The sequence below is a fragment of the Sphingomonas sp. C3-2 genome (genome assembly GCF_033025475.1).
Lineage (GTDB): Bacteria > Pseudomonadota > Alphaproteobacteria > Sphingomonadales > Sphingomonadaceae > Sphingobium_A.
Genome location: NZ_CP130322.1, coordinates 550,060 through 569,999, shown reverse-complemented (window position 1 = coordinate 569,999; position 19,940 = coordinate 550,060). Strand labels below are relative to the sequence as shown.

Here is a 19,940-nt window from a genome sequence, read left to right as displayed (position 1 = left end):
GTCAGGCGGCTGCCTTTTCGGGGCAGAGATAGGCGATCAGGCGGCCGAGTTCATCGCGCAGATCCTTGCGCTCGACCACCATGTCCAGCATGCCGTGGTCGAGCAGATATTCGGCGCGCTGGAAGCCTTCGGGCAGCTTTTCGCGGATGGTGTTCTCGATCACGCGCTGGCCGGCAAAGCCGATAAGCGCGCCGGGTTCGGCAATCTGGACATCGCCCAGCATGGCATAGGATGCGGTGACGCCGCCTGTCGTGGGATCGGTCATCACGACGATATAGGGTAGGCCCGCTTCGTGCAGCTCGGCGATGGCAACCGTGGTGCGCGGCATCTGCATCAGCGAGAGGATGCCTTCCTGCATGCGGGCGCCGCCCGCTGCGGTGAAGATGACATAGGGCGCGCTTTCGGCAATCGCCTTGCGGATGCCGGCGACGAATGCCGCGCCGACGCCCACGCCCATCGAGCCGCCCATGAACGCGAAATTCTGGACGCCGATCACCACCTTGTGACCAAGCAGCCGACCGCTGGCGTTGAGCAGCGCGTCATGATCGCCGGTGGACGAACGCGCGGCTTTGATGCGGTCCGTATACTTCTTCGAGTCGCGGAACTTAAGCGGATCGTCCGCCACCTGCGGGGTGGGGAGCTGGGTCCAGCTGCCATCGTCGAACAGCTGCGTGAAGCGATCCTGCGGGCCGATGCGGCCGTGATGGTTGCACTTCGGACAGACGGACAGGTTCTCGCGATATTCCTTGATGAACACCATCTGCGAGCAGGACGGGCATTTGTGCCACAGCGTGTCGGCGGTCTCGCGCTTGGCGGCGAAGGGAAGCGAGTTGCGAACGCGGTCGAGCCAGCTCATGCGGCCATTTCCTTTCCTGCGGTCGCGATCGCGCTGGAAAGCGACGCGACGAATTGCTGTACCGGCGCGCCAGCGGCTGCGCCATGTTGGGCGATGATGTCGACGATCGCCGAGCCGACGACGACACCGTCAGCCACGCGGCCGATTGCAGCGGCCTGTTCGGGCGCACGAACGCCGAAGCCGACCGCCACGGGAAGCGTGGTTCCGGCCTTCAGCGCCGCAACGGCGGTTTCGATCGATGTCTGGGCGGCCTGTTGCTGCCCGGTGATTCCGGCGACGGAGACGTAATAGAGGAAACCACCAGCACCATCGAGGACGGCGGGAAGCCGTGCCTTGTCCGTGGTCGGGGTGGCTAGGCGGATCGGGTGGACGCCCGCTGCGCGCAGCGCCGGGCCAAGGGCGGCATCTTCCTCGGCGGGAATGTCGACGCAGATCACGCCGTCGACACCGGCTTCGGCCGCCGTCTCGGCGAACCATTCGGGGCCACGGCGCACCATGGGGTTGGCATAGCCCATCAGCACGATAGGCGTGTCGGCATGGCGGCTGCGGAAACGGCGCACGATATCGAAGATCGCGGCGGTCGTCGTTCCGGCGGCCAGCGCGCGCAGATTGGCGCGCTGGATCGCGGGGCCATCAGCCATCGGATCGGTGAAGGGCATGCCGATTTCGATCACGTCGGCACCGCCAGCCACCAGCGCGTCGAGCACGCTATCGGTGGCCTCGGGCGTCGGATCGCCGCCCGTGATGAAGGTTACCAGCGCGGCGCGGCCTTCATCGCGGCAACGGGCAAAGGCGCGGGAAAGACGATCGCTCACAATTGCACTCCCAGCGCGTCGGCCACGGTGAAGATATCCTTGTCGCCCCGGCCGGAAAGATTGACGATCACGATCTTGTCCTTGTCCATCGTCGGAACGATGCGTTCGGCGGCCGCCAGGGCATGCGCGGATTCGAGCGCGGGAATGATGCCCTCGAGCTTGCACAGCCGCTGGAAGCTGGCCAGCGCCTCGTCATCGGTCACGGGTTCGTAGCGCACCCGGCCCACTTCGTGCAGCCAGGCATGTTCGGGGCCGATGCCGGGATAATCGAGGCCCGCCGAAATCGAATGTGCCTCGGCGATCTGGCCATCCTCGTCCTGAAGCAGATAGGTACGGTTGCCGTGGAGCACGCCCGGGCTGCCCCCGGCAAGGCTGGCCGCGTGCTTGTCGGTATCAAGGCCTTCGCCAGCGGCTTCGACGCCGACGATCTCGATGCCCTCGTCATCCAGAAAGGCATGGAACAGCCCGATGGCGTTCGATCCGCCGCCCACGGGGGCGATCAGCATGTCGGGCAGGCGGCCTTCGGCCTCCAGGATCTGCGCGCGCGCCTCGGTGCCGATCACCGATTGGAAATCGCGCACGAGTTCGGGATAGGGGTGCGGGCCGGCGGCGGTGCCGATGATGTAGAAAGTGTCGTGAACATTCGCCACCCAATCGCGCAGCGCCTCGTTCATCGCATCCTTCAGCGTCTTGGCACCCGATTCCACCGCGCGCACCTCTGCGCCGAGCAGCTTCATGCGGAACACATTGGGCTGCTGGCGGGCGACGTCGACCGCGCCCATGAAGATGGTGCAGGGCAGGCCGAACAGGGCCGCTACCGTCGCGGTTGCCACGCCGTGCTGGCCAGCGCCGGTTTCGGCGATGATCCGCTTTTTGCCCATGCGCTTGGCGAGCAGGATCTGGCCGATGCAGTTGTTGATCTTGTGCGCGCCGGTGTGGTTCAGTTCCTCGCGCTTCAGATACACCTTCGCGCCGCCGAGTTCCTCGGTCAGCCGCTCGGCGAAGTAGAGCGGGCTCGGACGGCCGACATATTGCTTCAGCAGATAGTCGAACTCGGCCTGGAATGCCGGGTCCTGCTTGGCCGCGCGATATTCGCGCTCAAGATCGAGGATCAGCGGCATCAGCGTCTCGGCGACATAACGTCCACCGAACTGGCCGAAATGCCCGTGCTCGTCGGGCTGGTTGCGAAGGGAGTTGATGATGCTCATAGCTGGGCCGTTGCTTTAAGGAATGCGGCGATCTTGTCCACATCCTTGATGCCCGGCGCGCTTTCCACGCCGGAGGATATATCTACCAGCCGGGCACCGCTGATGCCAACCGCCTCGGCAATATTTGCCGCGTCGAGCCCGCCGGACAGTGCCCAGGGCAGGGGATGGACGAAACCTTCGAGCAGGTGCCAGTCGAAGCGCAGGCCGAGCCCGCCAGGCAGATCGGCGCCCACCGGGGGCTTGGCGTCATAGAGCAGCCGGTCGGCTGCGCCGCGATAATCGCCTGCCGGGGCAAGGTCTGCGCGCGTGCGGATCGACAGCGCCTTCCAGATTTCCCGGCCGGTGCGGTCCTTGATGGCGGCCGCACGTTCGGGTGTTTCCTTGCCGTGAAGCTGGATGACGTCGAGCATCCCGGCGGCCGTAGCTGTTTCGATCAGGGCATCATCGGGATCGACGAACACGCCCGCGTTGCCGACATGCGCGGGAACGCGCGCCGCCAGCGCGCGGACCTGATCGAAGTCCACATTGCGCGGGCTTTTGGCGAAGAAGACGAAGCCGACATGGCTTGCGCCCCCGGCAATGGCGGCGTCGAGCGTCTCCGGCGTCGAAAGGCCGCAGATCTTGGCGGTGATTCGGGACATGTCGGTGCCTTTACGAAGCGCGCCGCTGCTGCCGAGCAGCGGGCGGCGCGTCGCTTGTCGTGCGTTTAAAGCGTGGCTTCGATCTCACGCGCGGCGAGATCGGGGTTCTCTGCCTGCGTGATCGGACGGCCGATGACGAGGATCGAGGCGCCGTTGTCGAGCGCGTCGCGCGGGGTCATCATGCGTTTCTGGTCGCCGGTGGCGGCGCCCGCCGGGCGGACGCCGGGGACCACGAAGAAGCCCTCGGGCCAGATTTCGCGTGCGGCGGCGACTTCATGGCCGGAGCACACGACGCCGTCGACGCCCGATTCCCGCGCCAGTTCGGTCAGGCGGACAACCTGTTCATGCGGGTCGGAATTCAGGCCGATCGACTTCATGTCGCTGCCGTCGAGGCTGGTGAGCATCGTGACCGCGACGACCTTGGTGCCGTTGGCGGCTGCGGCCTTGGCGTCTTCCAGCATCGAACGGCCCCCGGCGGCGTGCACCGTCAGGATGGCGGGTTCGAGCGGGCGGAGTGCCTGGATCGCCTTGGCGACGGTGTTGGGGATGTCGTGGAACTTCAGATCGAGGAAGATCGGCAGGTCGAGCGCGGCCATTTCGCGAATGCCCGCGCGGCCATTGGCCGAAAAGAATTCAAGGCCCAGCTTGATACCACCCACATGATGGCGGACGGAATTGGCGATCTGCTTCGCACGCTCCAGTTCGGGCGTGTCGATGGCGACATAGATGGGGTTATTGCTCATTATACACCGGGCGGAACTGCGGTTGGGACATAGGCGGGCGTCGGCGCTTCCGACACAGCCTCGGCAATGGGGACGGCGGGCGTCTCGACCTGCTGCGCGCGGGCATCGGCCAGCGCGCGCTCGGCGATTTCCAGCCGGCGTTTCAGGCGCCACCGCGTTGCGCGGTACAGGATCAGCGTGGGGACGAGCCCCAGCAGAAACGCACCGAACAGCAGCACGGGCAGCTTGGAATCGACCTGGACATCCCCCCAGAGGTTGATCGTCACGGCGTGCCAATTGCCAACCGCGAAGATCACCGCCATCACGGCGAGGATCACCCAGAAGATCGTTCTCAAAAATTGCATGCAGCGGACCCTGTTATTGTTGCGCGCATACAACACTATTCCGGATTGGCGTCCTTTGCCAAGGGATCGGGCCCAATCTCATGGCGTAGCGAGGCGAACAATTCGGGGATTGCCTGCAGCCGGGGCTCCTCCTCATCAAGGATCGCGAGAAACGCCCGGCGCTTGATCGTGGCCACGGTTCCTGCCTTCATCGCGCTCCCCGACGGCAGGCTCGACACCACGATATCGACCAGCCGATCCACGCCGTGCAGACGGCCCCAGAGATAATCATTTTCGCGGTAGGCACGGCTGAAAAAGGCGCCGAAGCTGTTGAACTGTATGCCTTTAAGCGTCGCTTCGGCGCCACCTTCGCGAATCGAGGTGGCGTCTTCGGGCGATATCCGGTCGACCTTGATGGGGTCGAACTCGTCCAGCCCTTCGCCCTGGAGCATAGGCAGTGTCGCCATGTCGTAAAAGGGAAAGCCGAGATAGGCGAGCAGCATCTGTCGCCGCGCGGCCTTGGGAAGCCCGGCCAATCCATCCGCGAGCAGATCGTCGGTCATTCGGTCGATCGACTTCAGATCGCGCGCATGGGCAAGCGCTTCGAGTGCGTCTTGCGGCGCGGTGCAGGTGTTCGCCGCCACCTCGCGCAGCGCGGGGCCGAAAAATTCGGGGCGCTCGCGGTCGAGATAGAGCGCAAGACATTCATAAATGGTCTTGGCGAGTGTATCGAGTGCGGCGCGCGGCGCGTCGGGTTCGTCCTGCAGTTCCGCCAGCCGGCGCGCCAGCAGCCGCAGGCGTCGGATCCGAAAGCGCAGATCATGCGCACGGAAAAAGGCGATGGCGGTGTCGGTGGCGCCGCTGCCCTTGCCGGTGATCCGGTTGAGTCCTTGCGTGGCCACGGCGTGCAACACGGCATCCTGAATCGCTGCGTTATCGTCGCGGCCGGCAAGGCGCGCCAGCATTGCGGACACTTCCTCCACCACGCCCGACAATTTCAGATGGCCATAGGCCGGATAGGCGTGCCCTGCTGTTTTGGCGGCGCGGTCCTGTGCCTTGGCGCGCCAGCCTGCGAGCCGGACGGGCGTGGGGCGATCGAGGAACAAGGTGATGCCGAACAGCGCCTCGATCGATTCCTCCACCTCGGGGCGAACGGCCTCGATGATCGCGCGCATCCGCCGGATGCGCGCGGAGCGCTGTTCGATCGCATCAAGATTGTCGCGGATCGGCTGGGTGCGGGGAAGGTCGGACAGCGCGCCGAAGATCGTACCGAAAAAGCCGGGCAACACGGGCGCGGTTTCGCCATGGCCGTCGGCCTGGGGCGATGTGATCCGGAAGCTGCGGACGCCGGGTTTGGGATCGATATAGACAAAGCGACGATCCACTTCCCGCCGAGCCGGCCGGCGCTTCAGCGCGTTGATCGCGGGCGCGAAAGGCGCGTTGGCGAGCACCGACCCGTCTATGAGCGCGGTGCTCTCGACCATGCCGACCGCGCTTTGGCGGGGCAATATGCGGGTGAGGAAGGGTTTTCGCCCCGGCCAGCTTGCGTCGCGTTCTTCCAGCACCTGATCGAGTTCGCTCACCGTGAAGGGCGGAAAGGCGCCGGGGAAACTCGCGGTCGCTCGCGCGGCAAAGGCCAGTTCGGGCGTCTCGCCAAGGCCGGAGGCTGAATGTTCGCGGCTGGAAAAATCGATCACCAGCCGGTGTTCGGTCTCCACCACCTCGGGCGGGCTGTTCAGGCGCAGGCGTTCCGGATGCCCGCGATAATCGGTCACGGTCACGAACAGGTCGAGCGGCTGGTCGGCGGGGAGCAGGCGCGGGCCACGCGGTGCGTTGCGCATCGCGTCGAGTGCGTCGAGCAGCAGGTGGGTGAAGCCCGCGCCGCCAAAGGGCGGCTCGAACCAGCGGGACCGGATGAAGCTGGACAGCTTGTGCCGTACTTCATCGCGCGTGCCCGGCTCCACGGTCCGCTCCACCGTGCCGCTCTTGCCCGCCGCCATCCACACCAGCGGCTGCGCCCAGAATTTCGAGAAGCGGGAGAGGGGGCGGGCGTCGGGCGCCAGCAGTTTCTCAACATCGGCGCAGTCGAGCCAGAGATCGGTCAGCGGATCGAGCGACTGGCCGGAAGTGATCGCCTGGGCAAGGAAGATGCCGTTGATCCCGCCCGCGGACGCACCGGCGATGATGTCGGCGATGATCCGCAGCTTGGTGCCGGTTTCCGCCTCGATCACTTCAAGCAGTTCGCGGTAGAGCTTGCGGCTGCCCTCCGTCTCCGGCGCGCCGTCGTGGAAATCGCGGCTGGCATGCACCAGTCGCCAGATTTCCTTGGTGATGCCGTGCATGTAGACCGCAAGGCTGATGCCGCCATAACAGACCAACGCCAGCCGCAATTCCTTTTCCCTCATGCGCTTAGACTGGCATTGGGGGGCGGAATTGTCGAGCGCATCGCGACCCCTCAGGCGGGTTTCAGCCGCGCCCAGACGGGCAGATGATCAGATGCTCGCCGCGCGGCGGTGCTGATATGCACGCCAGCTTCGGCTATGCGCAGCTGTTCGGACACCATGATCCGGTCAAGCGTCGCGATCGGGCGCTGCGCATGGAAACTCTTGCCGCAATCGGCAAAGCTGAAATGGCGCGAAAAATCGTGAAGGCAGCCGCTCATCCGGCTCCATTCGTTGAGGTCGCCCATCAGGATCGTCGGCATCGGACGGGCAGAACAGGCCTCAAGATGCGCGATCACCGCGCGCGCCTGCCGCCGCCGCCACAGGCCCGACAGATCGAGGTGCATTCCGACGATGCGGTATTTCAGGCCGTGGAGGCGGATTTCCGCCATCACCGCACCGCGCGGTTCCAGCGCGGGCAGGTGGATCACTTCCCGGTGCAGGATCTGCGCGGCCTTGCGGATGAGGATGGCATTGCCGTGCCAGCCCATGCTGTGCGTCCGCATGTCGAAGGGAACGGCCTGATAGTCGCTATGCTCTGCCAGCATTTCCAAAGGGATCACGCCCGCGCGGGTGCCGAAGCGGCGATCGGCCTCCTGCAAGGCGATGATGTCGGCATTCACCTCGCGCAGCACGTCGAGCGTGCGGTCGGGCTTGCGGCGCCGGTCGGTGCCGATGGCCTTGCGGATATTGTAACTGGCCACAACGAGCATGTTTTTCCCGCGTCCTGCGTCTGGTGCTGCTGTAACGCGTTAAGGCGTGGCTTCTCTCCGAAGCAATGCTAATCGTTCGCGCATGGCGAAGGTTCAGAAACGATTTGTGTGTCAGGCCTGCGGGGCGGTAGCCTCGAAATGGCAGGGGCAATGCGTCGATTGCGCCGAATGGAACACGCTGGTCGAAGATGCCGGTGCGGTCGTAACCCCCTTTTCCGCAAAGCATAACCTGCAGGCGGGCGGGCGCGCGTTCGAACTGACCGGGCTCGACAGCGATATCGCGCTGCCCGAACGCGCATCGACCGGCATCAAGGAACTGGACCGTGCACTGGGCGGCGGCTTTGTCGAAGGATCGGCCACGCTCATCGGCGGCGATCCGGGGATCGGGAAATCGACGCTGCTGCTGCAGGCAACTGCCAAGCTTGCCGATCAGGGGCTTTCGGTCGCCTATGTGTCGGGCGAGGAAGCCGCCGATCAGGTGCGCCTGCGCGCACGCAGGCTGGGGCTGGGCAAGTCGCCGGTGCAACTCGCCGCCGCCACCTCGGTCCGCGATATTCTGACGACGCTGGGGCAGGGTAAGCCACCCGCGCTGCTCGTGATCGATTCGATCCAGACCATGCACAGCGACCTGATCGAAGGCGCCCCCGGCACGGTCAGCCAGGTGCGCGCGTCCGCACAGGAGCTTATCCGGTTTGCCAAGGAGCGTGGCACCGCGCTCGTGCTGGTCGGCCATGTCACCAAGGATGGTTCGATTGCGGGGCCCCGTGTGCTCGAACATATGGTCGATACCGTGCTCAGCTTTGAGGGCGAACGCAGCCATCAATACCGCATCCTGCGCGCGATCAAGAACCGCTTTGGCGGCACCGATGAAATCGGCGTCTTTGCGATGGAGCAGGAGGGGTTGAGCGAGATCTCCAACCCGTCCTCGCTCTTCCTCACGCACCGTGACGAAACCGTCACCGGCGCAACGGTCTTTCCCGCGCTTGAAGGCACGCGGCCCGTGCTTGTCGAAATTCAGGCGCTCACCGTGCGCCTCGCCAGCGGCGCGACGCCGCGGCGTGCGGTGGTGGGGTGGGACAGCGGTCGGCTTGCGATGATCCTCGCCGTACTCGAGGCGCGCTGCGGGCTCAGCTTCTCGACCTGTGAAGTCTATCTGAACATTGCCGGTGGATACCGTGTGTCTGATCCCGCGGCCGACCTTGCGGTTGCGGCGGCGCTGATTTCGGCGCTCAGTGAGACGCCGGTCGCCTCGGACTCGATCTCCTTTGGAGAAATCTCGCTATCGGGTGAGATCCGGCCTGTGGCGCACGGCAATCTGCGGCTCAAGGAGGCGGCCAAGCTGGGGTTCACCCGCGCGGTCGTTCCGGCGGGTACGGGCAAAGAGAAATCGGCACTGCGCTGCACCGAATTCCGTACGCTGCGTCAATTCGTTGACCATATGCTCCGCCGCGACTAGCTCAGCGTCATGGCTGCGTTCTCTGCCCTTGATGTCATCGTGCTGCTGCTCGTCGGCGGCGCCGGAATCCTTGGTTTTCTGCGAGGGTTTACCACCGAAATCCTGTCGCTTCTGGCGTGGGTGGCCGCGGTGCTTGCGGTCAAGTTCTTCTACGAACCCGCGCGCGTCTTGTCTGAAAACTGGGTGGGTGAGGGCAGCGGCGCTTCGGTGCTCGGTTTTGCGCTGGTATTCGGCGTCACCTTCATTGCCTGTCGGCTGCTCGCGCGCAGCCTTGGCAAGCAGACGCGCCAGTCGGTGCTGGGCCCGTTTGACCGGATACTCGGCGTGGGCTTCGGGATGCTCAAGGGATTGATCATCGCGACCGTGCTCTATTTGGCCGCCGCGCTTGTTTACGATACGCTCTACGGCATGTCGTCCGAGCGCCCCGATTGGATGCGGGAATCGCGTACCTATCCGCTGCTTCACGCCTCGGGGCGTGCGCTGGTCGATTTTGTCGAGGAACAACGCGGCCGTGCGGTCGATCCTGACGGCGAGACGGCTGGCAATGATACGGCCGAGGCGGGATGAACGCGCCGCTCTATAACAGCGCCATCCTTCGCCTCGCGGCCACCATTCCGCATCTCGACCGGCTGGAAAAGCCCGATGCGACCATCGAGAAACGCTCTCCCGTCTGCGGCAGCCGCATAGCCGTCGATGTCATTCTGGACGGCGACGGCCGCGTTGCGCGCCTGGGCCAGCAGGTACAGGCGTGCGCACTGGGGCAGGCCTCTGCTGCGCTCATGGGGGCGCATGTGCTTGGGCGCACGGCCGAAGAACTTGATACCGCCAGCGCGGCGCTTGCGGCTTATCTGGCGGGCGAGCGGGACGATCCGGGCGACTGGCCGGGGCTTGATATTTTTGCGGCCGCGCGACCGCACAGCGCGCGTCATGCGTCCATCCGCCTTGCTTTCGAGGCAGCGGCCGAGGCGGCGCACAAGGCAAGGGATAAGAACTGATGACCGCTGAAGCCCCTGCAGACCTGCTTCTCAAGGAAGGGGTAGTGCTGCTGGGCGCGGCGCTCTTCTCCGTCATGCTGTTCCGGCGGCTGGGGCTGGGCGCGGTGCTTGGCTATCTTGTCGCGGGCGTGGTGATTGGGCCGCATGTGCTCGGTCTTGTCGGGGGCGGGGAATCCAAGCTCGATATCGCCGAAATCGGCATCGTCCTGCTGCTCTTCATCGTCGGGCTCGAACTCAATCTTGCGCGACTGTGGCGGCTTCGAAAGGAGATTTTCGCGATCGGGATGGCGCAGGTCGTGCTCTGCGGCATCGCGATCACGGGCGTGGTTTACCTGTCGTCCAGTTTCACTTGGGGGGCGGCCATCGCGCTCGGGCTGCCGCTTGCGCTTTCGTCGACCGCGCAGGTGCTTCCCAGCCTCAAATCCTCCGGGCGGATCAACACCGCCTTTGGGGAGCGCGCCTTTTCGATCCTGTTGTTCCAGGATCTCGCGATCATTCCGCTGATCACGATCATCGCCGCACTGTCGCGCGCGCCCGCGGATCCCAGCGCACCGCCGGGCTGGCTGCTTGGCATCTATACGGTGGTGGCGATCATCGGTCTGGTGCTTGCCGGTCGCTTCATTCTGACGCCGCTCTTGCGGCTGGTCGGGCATCTCGGCGAACGCGAGCTTTTCGTCGTGATCGGGCTGTTCACGGTCTTTGCGGCGTCCGCGCTCATGGAAATGCTGCATCTGTCCGCCGCGCTAGGCGCGTTCGTGGCCGGGGTGATGCTCGCGGATTCACCCTATCGGCATGAGATTGAAAGCGATGTCGAGCCGTTCCGTTCGATCCTGCTCGGGCTATTCTTCCTCGCGGTTGGCATGGTGCTCGATGTCCAGGCGGTGCTCACCTATCCGGTCTATGTCATCGGCATGGCAGCCGCGCTCGTCATCACCAAGACGCTGGTCATCTTCCTGCTGGCGCGCGCCTTTGGCTTTGGCAACCGGCTGGCGTTCAGCCTTGGTCTGTTGCTCAGCCAGGGCGGCGAATTCGGTTTCGTGCTCTTTACCCAGGCGCAGGATGCGCTGCTGATCGAGCCGCAGGCCGCCAGCCTGTTCAGCGCGGTGGTCACGCTGTCGATGGCGACGACACCGTTCCTGCTCGCGCTCGCGCGCCGCTTTGAAAAGACGGGTGACGCGACCGACGATCTCGATGGCCCCGAAGCCGCATCGCAGGCACGCGCGCTCGTCATCGGCTATGGCCGGTTTGGGCAGACTGTCGCGCAGATGCTGATGGCGGAGGGGATCGCCGTCACGCTTATCGATCGCAAGCCCAGCCAGATCCAGTTGTCGAGCACCTTCGGGCTCAAGGTCTATTATGGCGATGGTCGCCGGATCGATCTTTTGCGCAAGGCTGGGGCGGACAAGGCGCGTCTGATCGTCTTCTGCATTGATGACCGCAGTTTCAATGGCGAACAGCTCGAAAGCATCACCCATGCCTTTCCGGACGCGCGTTTCCTGATGCGCGCCTTTGATCGGCGCCAGCTTATCCAGTTCAGCCGGGCGGGCGCTGCCGGGACCGTGCGTGAAATCTTCGAATCGGCGGTAACCGTCGGGCGCGAGGCGCTCCGCGAACTCGATATCGCGTCCGACCGCATCGACGAGATTGAGGTCGAATATCGCCGCCGCGATCTGGCACGGCTGGAGAAGCAGGCGGAGGCGGGTGATCTCTATGCGGCCAAGGAAATGATGTTCCGGCCGGGCAATCCGATGAACAGAGGGGAGTGTGGCTGATGTGGCTGGCGTTGATCGCCCTGTCGGGGGGAATTGCCGTGGCGGCGGGGGCCTTTGGCGCGCACGGCGCTTCGGGTGAAGCCGCCGAATGGCTGAAGACCGGGGCAAGCTATCAACTTATCCACGCCGTCGCCGCGCTGGCGGTGCTCGATCGGCTGGGCAGCAAGGGGCCCGCGATCGCCTTCCTCGTGGGGGCCGCGATCTTTGCATTCACGCTCTATGCGATGGCGCTTGGCGCGCCCCGCTGGTTCGGCGCGATCACGCCGATTGGAGGCACGCTGTTGATTGTCGGGTGGCTCTGGCTGGCCTTCACCGCGCTGCGGCACTGATCCTCAGCGCGGTTCCGCGTTGAGGAACGCCGCCACGTCGGCCAGCGAGACCTGCTTGTCGACATAGGACTGGCCGATCCCACGCGCGAGGATGAAGGGCAGGGTGCCTGCCGCCATCTTCTTGTCGTGGAGCATGTGCTCGACCAGCGTTTCGCCGCTTGCGCTGATCCCCGCCGCTTTCAGCCCGTCGGGCAGCCCCATCGCGCGCAGATGTGCCGCCACGCGTTCCGCATCCTCGGCGGGGCATAGCCCCTGTGCGGCGGAAAAGCGGTATGCGAGCGCCATACCGGCGGCCACACCCTCACCGTGGAGCAATGTGTCTGAAAAACCGGTTTCGGCTTCCAGTGCGTGCCCGAACGTATGGCCAAGGTTCAACAGCGCGCGCAGATCGGCGGTCTCGCGCTCGTCCGCGATCACGATCCGCGCCTTTGCGGCCACGCTCTTTTCGATCGCATGGCTGCGTGCGGCGGCATCGCCGGCCAGCAATGCTGGGCCGTTTTCCTCGCACCAGCCAAAGAATTCCGCATCGTTGATCAGACCGTATTTGACGACTTCGGCATAACCGGCGCGCTGTTCGCGCAGCGGCAGCGTATCCAGCACATCGGGATCGATCAGCACGAAGCGCGGCTGGTGAAAGGCGCCGATCAGGTTCTTTCCGGCGCGGCTGTTGATCGCGGTCTTGCCGCCAACCGAACTGTCGACCTGCGAGAGCAGCGTCGTCGGAATCTGGATGAAGCCGCAGCCGCGTTTCAGGATCGATGCCGCGAAGCCGACAAGATCGCCGATCACGCCGCCGCCCAGCGCGATGATATTGTCGCCGCGCTCGACTTCGAGTTCGAGCAGCCGGTCGGTCAGCGCTTCAAGCTGCGCCCAGCATTTCGTCGCCTCGCCGGCGGGCAGCGTGATGACATGCTGTTCGATACCGGCCAGCGTGGCCTGAAGGCGGGGCAACTGATGTTCGGCCACGTGCGCATCGGTGATGATGACCGCGCGGTTGCGGCGGATCCACGGGGATAGCAGTTCACCGGCCCGGTCCAGCGCACCATTTTCGATTCGGACGTCATAGCTGCGCGCATCCAGCGCGACGGGAACGATGGTCATTGGTCTGTTTTTCTTCCCTGCAGGGCGTTCAGAATCTTGTCGACGGTAATGTCGTGCGGTGCGGGCTGGCTGCGGATATGGATCGGGGCCTGCGCGTAGACCGGGTTCCGGATCGCGGCCAGTTCGGTAAGCACCGTGGCAGGATCCTTTCCGCGCAGCAGCGGGCGATTGTCGCGCTTGCCCACACGGTGGGCCAGAACGGAGATGTCGGCATCCAGCCAGATCGCCAGCGACTTTTCGAGGATCAACTGGCGGGTTTCATCCTGCATGAAGGCGCCGCCGCCCGTTGCGATCACCTTGGGTTGGCCGTCGACCAGCCGGGCGATCACGCGGCGTTCGCCGTCACGGAAATAGGATTCGCCGTAACGGTCGAATATCTCGGGGATCGCCAGCCCGGCGGCTTCCTCGATCTCATGATCGGCATCGACGAAGGGGATGTCGAGGCGCACGGCCAGCCGCTTGCCCACGGTCGATTTGCCAACGCCCATCAGCCCCACAAGCACGATGGGGCGGTCGAGCGGCGGCGTGATGATGACGTGTTCGGTCTGCATTGACCGGGGGCTATACACACACCGTTGCCATGGGGCAAAAGGCCGTGACATATCGCTTCACACTTGCCGTGATTGCCCCCGCAACGCATAGGAAATTCATGTCGCGTCTGATCCGGAACCTTGTCATTCTCCTCGTCGTCATTGGCGGCGGGCTGTATTTCCTGTCCACGCTTGCCAGCGAAAAGCCGCAAACCCGGGTGGAAAAGCCGGTCGCGAATGAAACTCTGGCGCAATAAGGCATCGGCATTCGCGCTGGCATTTGCCGGCGCCGGCATTCTGGTCGGCCTTCCCGCCCTGGGGCAGGAAGCGCCCGAATCGTTGTTGCCGCCCGGCTTCGGCGATCCGGCAAGCGCGCCGCCGCCACAGCAGGCGCCTTCCACGCCCGATCGCGGGGCTTCTCCGACTGCACCGGCCGCGCCTGTTGCACCGCCGTCCAATGCCGCGAACCCCGCTGAAACGCTTCCCGCCGCTGAACCTGGTGCTGATGGGGAGGCACTGCCCGAAGATGCGTTCGCATCGCTTCTTCCGCCCGAACCTGTGCGCCCGCTGGGCGCGGTTGGGCCGCTTTATCGCAGCACGGGCGGGCTGGGCGACGACGCCTTTGCCGGAACCGATGGGCGCGCGCTCGTTCATCTGATGCGGCGGCTGAACGCGCCGCTGCCGTCGCGCTGGGAATCGATCCTGCTGCGCCGGGCGCTGCTTTCCAATGTGCCGACGCCCTCGGGCGTAAGTGCGCCCGATTGGGTTGCCGAACGCGCATGGCTGCTTTTGCGCATGGGTGAGGCGGATTCCGCCCGGTTGCTCATCCAAAGTGTCGATGCGAACCAATATTCGCCGTGGCTGTTCGCGGTCGCGATGCAGACCCAGTTGGCGCTGGGTGATCCGGCAGGGCTCTGCCCGCTTGTCGAACCGGCCTCCGCCGTCAGCCGCGATACCGGCTGGATGCTCGCACGCGCGATGTGTGCGGCGCTGTCGGGCGAACCCGGTACGGCCACCGCCGCCATCGAACAGGCGCGCAACACACGGCTGCGCGGGCGCCGGACGATCGATCTTTTGCTGGCCGAAAAGGTCGTCGGGGCAGGGGCCAATGGCCGCCGCTCGGTGACGATCGAGTGGGATAAGGTCAACACGCTCAATAGCTGGCGCTACGGCTTGGCCGCGGCGGTGAACGTGCCTATCCCCGAGCGCCTGTTCAAGACGGTGGGCCCGCAGGTGCAGGGCTGGCGCATTCGCGCGCCTTTCCTGCCTGACAGCGAATTGCTGGGCGCCGGGCGCGATGCGGCGGTGCTGGGCGTGCTTTCCAGCGCGGCGCTGGTCGATCTCTATGGCGGCCTGCTCGATCGGACCGATCCGTCCGAAATCGCGGGCACGCCGATGATCAAGCTGCGTGATGCCTATGCAGCGGCCGATATCGATGATCGTATGGCGGCGATGCGCGATCTTTGGGGCAATGGCGAAGACGCGCAGGCGCGTTTTGCCGGCCTGATCCTGACCGCCCGAGCGGCGGGCCGCGTTCCGGCGTCCGCCGATCTGGCGGATGACACGCCGTTGCTGCTGGCGTCGATGTATGCCGCCGGGCTCGACAACCGCGCGGACCTTTGGTCGCGTGTCGTTGGGGATTCGGACGATGGTTGGGCGTTGCTCGCGGTCGGTTCGCAGCGACCCCGCGTGGCCGTCAATGCGGGGCGCGCGGGCGATTATGCGGGCAGCGTCGATCCGCATAAGGGCGCGTTGTTTATCGCGGCGCTCGCCGGTCTGGGGCGCATCAGCCTTCAAGACGCGCAGGGCATCGCGGCCGATCTGAACACCGATATCGCGCGGACCAGCAAGTGGAGCAATCTGCTTGGCCGGGCTGCCGCGAATGGCCAGCAGGGCACGGTCGCGCTGCTGGCGGCTGTCGGCATGCAGACGCGCGAATGGCAGCATGTGCCGGCGGCGCATCTCTACCATATCGTCTCCGCATTGCGGCAGGTGGGGCTTGAGGCGGAGGCACGGATGATCGCGGCAGAGGCGCTGACCCGCTTGTGAGCGCGCCTGCCGGATCGGATTCGGCGCTGATCGACCGCTTTCTCGAGATGCTTGCGGCGGAAGCCGGGGCGGCAAGCAATACGCTCGCTGCCTATCGCACCGATCTGCGCGGGGCATCCGGCGTTCTTGACGGCCGCCTTGTCGAGGCAGATCAGGCGATGCTGACGATCTTGTCCGAAAGCTGGGCGGCGCTTGCCTCGTCGACAGTGGCACGCAAGGCGGCGGCGCTCCGGCGGTTTTACGGCTTTCTGCTGGACGAAGGGTTTCGCGCGGATGATCCGTCGCCAGCGCTTCCGCGCCCGGCCACGCGTCGCCCCTTGCCGCGCATCTTGGGCCACGAGGACGTGTCGCGTTTGTTCGGCGAGATCGAGGCGGCGCTGGGTATCGAACATCCCCGGCCGCTCGACGTGCGGCTCGCGGCGCTCATCGAACTGCTTTACGGTTCGGGGCTGCGCGCCAGCGAGCTCGTATCACTGCCGCGCAACGCGCTGGTGGGGGATCGGCCGTTCCTGATCCTGAAGGGCAAGGGTGGGAAGGAAAGGCTGGTGCCGATCTCGGATCGTGCCCGCCATGCTGTCTCTGCGTGGCTCGATCATGTGTCCGATGATTCGCTGTGGCTCTTTCCGTCGGGCAAGTCGCACCTCAGCCGAATCCGATTGTACCAGCTTATTCGTGAGCTTGGCGCGCGGGCCGGAATTCCACCTGAAAGAATCAGTCCGCACGTGCTGCGCCACGCCTTTGCCACGCATCTGCTTGAGGGCGGCGCGGATCTGCGCGCGCTTCAGGCGATGCTTGGTCATGCCGATATCGGCACCACCCAAATATATACGCATGTCGACAGCAGGCGGCTTGTCGAACTCGTCAATCGCAATCATCCGCTCGGCGCAATGCAGGCACGCGTTGACGGCGGCCCTTTGCGCGCTTAACCCCCGTCACCGATGGTTAGCTTTCTCGACTTTGAAAAACCGATCGCCGAACTTGAATCGCGCATTGCCGATCTGCGGAAGACCGCAGAAACGGGTGCCGTCGATATTCAGGCGGATGTCGCACGCCTTGAAGCCAAGGCAGACAAGATGCTGCGCGATACCTATGCCAAGCTGACGCCCTGGCAGAAGACGCAGGTTGCGCGCCATCCGGAGCGCCCGCATTTCAAGCATTATATTGCCGGGCTGCTCGACGATTTCATGCCGCTGGCCGGCGACCGCGCCTTTGCGGACGACAAGGCGATCATGGGCGGGCTTGGCATGCTGGGCGGCCGCCGCGTCATGGTTATCGGCCATGAAAAGGGCGATGATACCGCCAGCCGCATCCGTCACAATTTCGGTATGGGCAAGCCGGAGGGCTATCGCAAGGCGATCCGCCTGATGGAACTGGCCGATCGTTTCCGTATTCCCGTTGTCACGCTCGTTGATACCTCGGGCGCCTTTCCGGGCGTTCAGGCCGAGGAGCGGGGTCAGGCCGAAGCGATTGCGCGGTCGACCGAGAAGTGCCTTGAACTCGGCGTTCCGATGGTCGCCGCGATTGTGGGCGAGGGCGGCTCGGGCGGGGCGGTTGCGCTGGCTGCCGCCAACCGCGTGCTGATGTTCGAACATGCGGTGTATGCCGTGATTTCGCCCGAAGGCTGCGCATCGATTTTGTGGCGTACCGCCGACAAGGCAAGCGACGCGGCCGATGCGATGCGGATTACCGCGCAGCATCTGAAAACCTTGGGCGTGGCAGACCGTATCGTTGCCGAACCGATGGGCGGCGCGCACCGCGATCCCGCTGCGGCGATCAAGGCGCTCGGAACCGCGATTGGCGAGGAGATCGATTCGCTCAGTGCGCTGAGCCCGGATGCGCTCCGCAAGGATCGTCGCCAGAAATTCCTTTCGATCGGGGGGCTTTAAGCCTCCCCGATTTCGGAACCGTTCCGATCTTTCGCCCGTTTTGACAGCTATTGTTGGCAAGGGGATTGTGCGTGGCGAAGAAGTGGCTTTTGTCTGGAATCGCGGGATTGGCTGTCGCAGGGGGCGCAATTGCCGTCCCCTCAGTGGCGCAGCAGGCCCAGTCGATCTCGGCGAAGGACAAGCAGGTCGGCGCCAAGGCGCATCCTGAGTTGTTGCAGGAATTTGGCGGGCCTTATTCGGGCAGCCAGGCCGCCTATGTGACGCAGGTTGGGCGCAAGATCGCCGTTCAGTCCGGGCTATCGAACAGCCAGAGCGATTTCACGATCACGCTGCTCAATTCGCCGGTGAACAACGCCTTCGCCATCCCCGGCGGCTATGTCTATGTCACGCGCCAGTTGCTGGCGCTGATGAATGACGAGGCCGAACTGGCATCAGTGCTGGGACACGAGGTTGGCCATGTGGCCGCCCAGCATTCCCAGAAGCGGCAAAAGGCGGCCACGCGAAACTCGATCCTCGGCGTTCTCGGGCAGGTTCTGGTGGGCGCGGTGGCCGGCAATTCGGGCCTTGGGCAGATGCTGCAGCAGGGGATCGGCACGGGCAGTCAGCTACTGACCCTGCGTTTTTCGCGCACCCAGGAATATGAAGCCGATGATCTTGGCATCCGCTATCTCGCCAAGGCGGGATATGACCCGGCAGCCTCGTCGTCGATGCTTGCATCGCTGGCGGCGCAGACCGCGCTCGAAGCTCGTGTTCGCGGAGGCGAAGCGCGTTCGGCCCCCGAATGGGCGAGCACGCATCCCGATCCGGGAAGCCGCGTCTCGCGCGCGCTTACGCAGGCGCGCAAAACGGGCGTGGCAGGCGGTGTCCGCAACCGCGATGCGTTCATGAATGCATTGAACGGCGTGCTGTACGAGGACGATCCCAAGCAGGGGATTGTCGATGGCCGCACCTTCCGCCATCCCGATCTGAAGCTCAGCTTCACCGTGCCGCAGGGTTTTGCCATGGCCAACGGAACCCAGGCGGTCACGATCAACGGGTCGGGCGGGCAGGCGCAATTTGCGGGCGGCGCGATTCCTTCAGGCGGGTTGCCCGCCTATATCGATTCCGTGTTCAGCGCGCTTGGCAGCGGGCAGGGGCGGGTCGATTATGGTGAAATTCAACGCACAAGCGTGAACGGTATCGATGCGGCCTATGCGTCGGCCCGCGCCAATACCCAGCAGGGCGTGGTCGGCGTCACGGTTTTCGCCTATCAGTTCGGGCCGCAAACGGCCTATCACTTCGTGGCGATCACACCGGTGAACAATAGCGGGCTGTTCAATTCGCTGTATCAAAGCGTTCGGAAGCTGACGGCCGCTGATGTCGCCGCAATCAAGCCGCGCCGCGTTCAGGTGGTGACGGTGAAGGCAGGCGATACGGTGCAGACGCTCTCGCGGCGCATGGCCTATGCCGATTATCAGCAGGAGCGTTTTCTGACGCTCAATGCGCTTCAGTCGAATGCGCGGCTGCAGGCGGGGCAGCGTGTGAAGATTGTGACGTATTGATCAAATGAAAACGGGCGGCGGGAAACCGCCGCCCGGTTAGATGTTAACCAGCGGAATTGCCAGCCATCGCGTCCTTGGCGTTCGTCATCGTGGTGTTGATCTGTTCGCCCAGAGCGGTGAATGCACCTACGCCAGCCACCGCGATCAGGGCAGCGATCAGACCATATTCGATGGCCGTTGCGGCCTTGTTGTCGCGAAGAAACTTCTTGAGGAACTTCATATCCGGTCTCCTTGATAGTCCAGCGTCCCGTCGACCGGGTCGCCCCCCATCGACATGTGTGATGATAATGGCGGGAGGGTTTTAATTTGGTAAACAAAATCCCCGCTTAGGAGGTAGCGGTCAGAACCTCGTTCGAGATATACCCCCACATCCCCCTCAGTCCCCCGCCAAAGCTGTTCATACCGCCAACCGCGGCGATGGCAATCAGCGCCGCGATCAGGCCATATTCTATTGCGGTTGCAGCACGTTGATCGCGCCGAAAATTGGAAAATGCCGTCTTCGATCCGATCATCATTGCCTGCCCCACGCGTTTTTCCCTAA

22 protein-coding genes are annotated in these 19,940 nt (G+C 64.6%); 10 read left to right on the top strand and 12 right to left on the bottom strand.

Annotation, left to right across the window (positions count from 1 at the left end; translation table 11 throughout):
• Window position 1 precedes the first annotated feature (1 nt).
• The 8 genes from accD to QYC26_RS02670 all read right to left on the bottom strand — a co-directional run bounded on the left by accD (window position 2) and on the right by QYC26_RS02670 (window position 7,740).
• Entirely contained in the window at window positions 2-856 is an 855-nt protein-coding gene (gene accD, locus QYC26_RS02705; protein ID WP_317513864.1) for an acetyl-CoA carboxylase, carboxyltransferase subunit beta, read from the bottom strand.
• Window positions 853-1,671 carry a tryptophan synthase subunit alpha gene (gene trpA / locus QYC26_RS02700; protein WP_317513863.1) on the bottom strand — a complete coding sequence of 273 codons (819 nt, stop codon included), beginning with the start codon at window positions 1,669-1,671 and terminating at the stop codon, window positions 853-855. Before trpA ends, accD begins: the two co-directional genes overlap by 4 nt.
• Window positions 1,668-2,879, bottom strand: coding sequence for a tryptophan synthase subunit beta (gene trpB / locus QYC26_RS02695; protein ID WP_317513862.1), 1,212 nt, complete (start codon window positions 2,877-2,879; stop codon window positions 1,668-1,670). Before trpB ends, trpA begins: the two co-directional genes overlap by 4 nt.
• On the bottom strand, window positions 2,876-3,520 hold the full coding sequence (locus tag QYC26_RS02690) for a phosphoribosylanthranilate isomerase (protein ID WP_317513861.1): 645 nt from the start codon (window positions 3,518-3,520) through the stop codon (window positions 2,876-2,878). Before QYC26_RS02690 ends, trpB begins: the two co-directional genes overlap by 4 nt.
• A 65-nt stretch (window positions 3,521-3,585) precedes the next feature.
• Complete coding sequence (gene pyrF, locus QYC26_RS02685) at window positions 3,586-4,263, bottom strand: orotidine-5'-phosphate decarboxylase (protein WP_317513860.1); 678 nt, start codon at window positions 4,261-4,263, stop codon at window positions 3,586-3,588.
• Window positions 4,263-4,607, bottom strand: a complete 345-nt coding sequence (locus QYC26_RS02680; protein ID WP_317513859.1) for a lipopolysaccharide assembly protein LapA domain-containing protein — start codon at window positions 4,605-4,607, stop codon at window positions 4,263-4,265. The genes pyrF and QYC26_RS02680 overlap by 1 nt, the downstream gene beginning before the upstream one ends.
• 35 nt (window positions 4,608-4,642) lie before the next feature.
• The gene (locus QYC26_RS02675) at window positions 4,643-6,991 is read right to left on the bottom strand and encodes a patatin-like protein (RefSeq protein ID WP_317513858.1); all 2,349 of its coding nucleotides are present in this window, start codon (window positions 6,989-6,991) and stop codon (window positions 4,643-4,645) included.
• Window positions 6,992-7,041: 50 nt separating this feature from the next.
• The gene (locus QYC26_RS02670; protein WP_317513857.1) at window positions 7,042-7,740 is read right to left on the bottom strand and encodes an endonuclease/exonuclease/phosphatase family protein; all 699 of its coding nucleotides are present in this window, start codon (window positions 7,738-7,740) and stop codon (window positions 7,042-7,044) included.
• A gap of 82 nt (window positions 7,741-7,822) precedes the next feature.
• On the opposite strand from QYC26_RS02670, the gene radA reads away from it, so the two are divergent.
• From radA to QYC26_RS02645, 5 genes are read left to right on the top strand one after another with little or no spacing between them, the layout of a single operon-like run.
• Window positions 7,823-9,196: a DNA repair protein RadA gene (gene radA, locus QYC26_RS02665; protein ID WP_317513856.1), complete on the top strand. Its 1,374-nt coding sequence runs from the start codon at window positions 7,823-7,825 to the stop codon at window positions 9,194-9,196.
• A gap of 9 nt (window positions 9,197-9,205) precedes the next feature.
• Window positions 9,206-9,763, top strand: a complete 558-nt coding sequence (locus tag QYC26_RS02660; RefSeq protein ID WP_317513855.1) for a CvpA family protein — start codon at window positions 9,206-9,208, stop codon at window positions 9,761-9,763.
• Complete coding sequence (locus QYC26_RS02655) at window positions 9,760-10,191, top strand: iron-sulfur cluster assembly scaffold protein (protein WP_317513854.1); 432 nt, start codon at window positions 9,760-9,762, stop codon at window positions 10,189-10,191. The genes QYC26_RS02660 and QYC26_RS02655 overlap by 4 nt, the downstream gene beginning before the upstream one ends.
• On the top strand, window positions 10,191-11,963 hold the full coding sequence (locus tag QYC26_RS02650) for a cation:proton antiporter (RefSeq protein ID WP_317513853.1): 1,773 nt from the start codon (window positions 10,191-10,193) through the stop codon (window positions 11,961-11,963). Before QYC26_RS02655 ends, QYC26_RS02650 begins: the two co-directional genes overlap by 1 nt.
• On the top strand, window positions 11,963-12,292 hold the full coding sequence (locus QYC26_RS02645) for a DUF423 domain-containing protein (protein ID WP_317513852.1): 330 nt from the start codon (window positions 11,963-11,965) through the stop codon (window positions 12,290-12,292). Before QYC26_RS02650 ends, QYC26_RS02645 begins: the two co-directional genes overlap by 1 nt.
• 3 nt (window positions 12,293-12,295) lie before the next feature.
• On the opposite strand, the gene aroB is transcribed toward QYC26_RS02645, so the two are convergent.
• On the bottom strand, window positions 12,296-13,393 hold the full coding sequence (aroB, locus tag QYC26_RS02640; RefSeq protein ID WP_317513851.1) for a 3-dehydroquinate synthase: 1,098 nt from the start codon (window positions 13,391-13,393) through the stop codon (window positions 12,296-12,298).
• Window positions 13,390-13,944: a shikimate kinase gene (locus tag QYC26_RS02635; RefSeq protein WP_317513850.1), complete on the bottom strand. Its 555-nt coding sequence runs from the start codon at window positions 13,942-13,944 to the stop codon at window positions 13,390-13,392. Before QYC26_RS02635 ends, aroB begins: the two co-directional genes overlap by 4 nt.
• 98 nt (window positions 13,945-14,042) lie before the next feature.
• Here QYC26_RS02635 and QYC26_RS02630 point away from each other — a divergent pair, with 98 nt between their 5' ends.
• From QYC26_RS02630 to QYC26_RS02610, 5 genes are all read left to right on the top strand, one after another.
• The gene (locus QYC26_RS02630; protein WP_317513849.1) at window positions 14,043-14,180 is read left to right on the top strand and encodes a hypothetical protein; all 138 of its coding nucleotides are present in this window, start codon (window positions 14,043-14,045) and stop codon (window positions 14,178-14,180) included.
• The gene (locus QYC26_RS02625) at window positions 14,161-15,972 is read left to right on the top strand and encodes a hypothetical protein (RefSeq protein ID WP_317513848.1); all 1,812 of its coding nucleotides are present in this window, start codon (window positions 14,161-14,163) and stop codon (window positions 15,970-15,972) included. The genes QYC26_RS02630 and QYC26_RS02625 overlap by 20 nt, the downstream gene beginning before the upstream one ends.
• The gene (locus QYC26_RS02620) at window positions 15,969-16,898 is read left to right on the top strand and encodes a tyrosine recombinase (RefSeq protein ID WP_317513847.1); all 930 of its coding nucleotides are present in this window, start codon (window positions 15,969-15,971) and stop codon (window positions 16,896-16,898) included. Before QYC26_RS02625 ends, QYC26_RS02620 begins: the two co-directional genes overlap by 4 nt.
• A gap of 12 nt (window positions 16,899-16,910) precedes the next feature.
• Window positions 16,911-17,858, top strand: coding sequence for an acetyl-CoA carboxylase carboxyltransferase subunit alpha (locus QYC26_RS02615; protein ID WP_317513846.1), 948 nt, complete (start codon window positions 16,911-16,913; stop codon window positions 17,856-17,858).
• A 71-nt stretch (window positions 17,859-17,929) separates the two neighbouring features.
• The gene (locus QYC26_RS02610; protein ID WP_411197619.1) at window positions 17,930-19,399 is read left to right on the top strand and encodes a M48 family metalloprotease; all 1,470 of its coding nucleotides are present in this window, start codon (window positions 17,930-17,932) and stop codon (window positions 19,397-19,399) included.
• A gap of 43 nt (window positions 19,400-19,442) precedes the next feature.
• Here the strand turns inward: QYC26_RS02610 and QYC26_RS02605 are convergent, their stop codons facing one another.
• Both QYC26_RS02605 and QYC26_RS02600 read right to left on the bottom strand, forming a co-directional pair.
• Window positions 19,443-19,619 (bottom strand): Flp family type IVb pilin, encoded by a 177-nt coding sequence (locus tag QYC26_RS02605; protein WP_317513845.1) that lies wholly within the window; start codon window positions 19,617-19,619, stop codon window positions 19,443-19,445.
• 106 nt (window positions 19,620-19,725) lie between these two features.
• The gene (locus QYC26_RS02600; RefSeq protein WP_317513844.1) at window positions 19,726-19,914 is read right to left on the bottom strand and encodes a Flp family type IVb pilin; all 189 of its coding nucleotides are present in this window, start codon (window positions 19,912-19,914) and stop codon (window positions 19,726-19,728) included.
• Between the last annotated feature and the right edge of the window lie 26 nt (window positions 19,915-19,940).